This window comes from Sphaerochaeta sp. UBA5849 (assembly GCA_002432715.1).
Lineage (GTDB): Bacteria > Spirochaetota > Spirochaetia > Sphaerochaetales > Sphaerochaetaceae > Sphaerochaeta.
The window spans coordinates 1-1,682 of record DJGJ01000021.1 but is presented as its reverse complement, the minus strand read 5'-3'; the positions used below and the strand labels follow the sequence as shown (position 1 = coordinate 1,682).

The 1,682-nt window shown below is 41.7% G+C and carries 2 protein-coding genes; both read right to left on the bottom strand.

Annotated elements, in window-relative coordinates; genetic code table 11:
* Window positions 1-219 precede the first annotated feature (219 nt).
* Window positions 220-1,302, bottom strand: coding sequence for a type II toxin-antitoxin system antitoxin DNA ADP-ribosyl glycohydrolase DarG (gene darG / locus B3K89_RS03080; protein ID WP_345907047.1), 1,083 nt, complete (start codon window positions 1,300-1,302; stop codon window positions 220-222).
* A partial coding sequence (locus B3K89_RS03075) for a DUF4433 domain-containing protein (RefSeq protein ID WP_345907046.1) occupies window positions 1,283-1,682 on the bottom strand: 400 nt, incomplete at its 5' end. The genes darG and B3K89_RS03075, both read right to left, overlap by 20 nt.

Below are 1,682 nucleotides of genomic sequence, written 5' to 3'. Positions count from 1 at the left end.
CTTTTGTCTGTAAACGGTGAGTAGCAAGACCGAGGAAGAGACGATATCAGCGATATCCAATCCGACGAGAACGAAGTTACCCGACGTTTGTGCCGAAGATAATGAAAGAAATATGGTTTACGGATCACTAGGTAAGGGAAAAGTGTTAGTGATAGGGGTGCTGAGTTGTATAATTGTGGCAAAAATACATCTTTGCTTCACCAAGACGCATTCCACAAACTATTTGGATGGTTTTGTCAGCCAATCTCCTTGAGAAAGAGTCTCATATGCAATCATAATCTGTCTAGGAGTGAAAATTTGTTTATGTGTATTCCACGCATGCATTTCTTGTAGAATTCTGTAATTATCAGAAATGTTTTGCTTGCTGGCTATCCAGTGCACAGTTGCCAATAGTTCGAGCCCGAGGGGTGTTTCGAAACCTTCTACAAGCTTCTGGACTCTCTGTATTCGTTCTCGCGTAATTGGTTCCTCAGCAAGTTTGGTTTGTGCAACTTGGATTGATCCTGGAAGTAAATCGATAGTCTTCGTTGGATCATCGCCATCAACCCCATACCCATACGTGTAGGTCCCCTCGAGTTTCAGCAATACATGCCTAAGGTTATTAGCATAGGGACCATATAAACCTTTGGAATAGGCGAGTTTGAGATTTACACCAGATTCTTGAGCAAAATACATGAGTTTCTGAATCTCCAAAAGTGTAATGTGAGGATCAAGCGATGCTTGTTTATAGGTATGCATCAGATAAAGAAGAACAGCTCTCCCTGTAGTCATCTGAGGGATGTCGGCTTTACTTAGGGTGGTGGAAGGGAGTGATGTAAGACTTGGTTCGTATAGTACGAGCGATAGGTCTGAGATTCTACCTAATGAACGCTCAATCAGAGGTTTCACAACACTCCAGGAAAGTCCTCCTAGACCACAACCTAGTGGGGGGACGGCAATTGAGCGGATTTGGTAGCGATCAATGATTCTGACCAAATCCTCCAGGCCTGTTTGAATATACTCAATCTGACTCTTTTCTTTCCAATGGAGTTTTGTCGGGAAGTTGATTATGTACTGAGGATAGTCAAGCTCTCCTGTAGGATGGATAAACATCTTCCCAGGCATCATCTGATGTCGCTTGCACTCCAAGGCATATGCTCGGAAATTATCAGGATATCGGTTTTTGAATTCCAGTGCTATTCCACGGCCCATTACTCCAACACAGTTGACCGTATTGACAATGGCTTGTGTTTTTTCGTCAAGAATATTGCCTGACTTGTATTGAATCATTTTCTTACTCCAATTAATAATACCAATCAGCATGCACGTTGACCGGAATGTATGTTTGATTCCTTTGCAGGACGGCTTTGACTTTTTCTTCATATACATGCGAAAAGGTGCCAATCTCGCTAATCAATGAAATCGGGCACTGTCCTTCAAGCAAGAATTCTGCTTGTTTGTGCTCTCGAACCTCTTTCCATGCTGTACTATGTATAGCATTCCAATCAAGTTTATTCAAATCCTCAACTTTGATAAAACTTTCAAAAAATCTGGATCCTGCATTGGAGTCTGTGAAAGCCCATCTCTGATGTTTTTGTTCAGCCCAATTGATAATATCTTGTAGTCGGGTGACCAGATGTAAAATCGGTTCTTGTCCATCTTTATAAGGAAGATATGTATTGCTCAACAGTATCAAGTTCCGA

Bases quoted from the DNA above. Each gene is read 5' to 3' on its own strand.
- darG (WP_345907047.1), bottom strand. From the start codon at position 1,302: ATGCTGATTGGTATTATTAATTGGAGTAAGAAAATGATTCAATACAAG.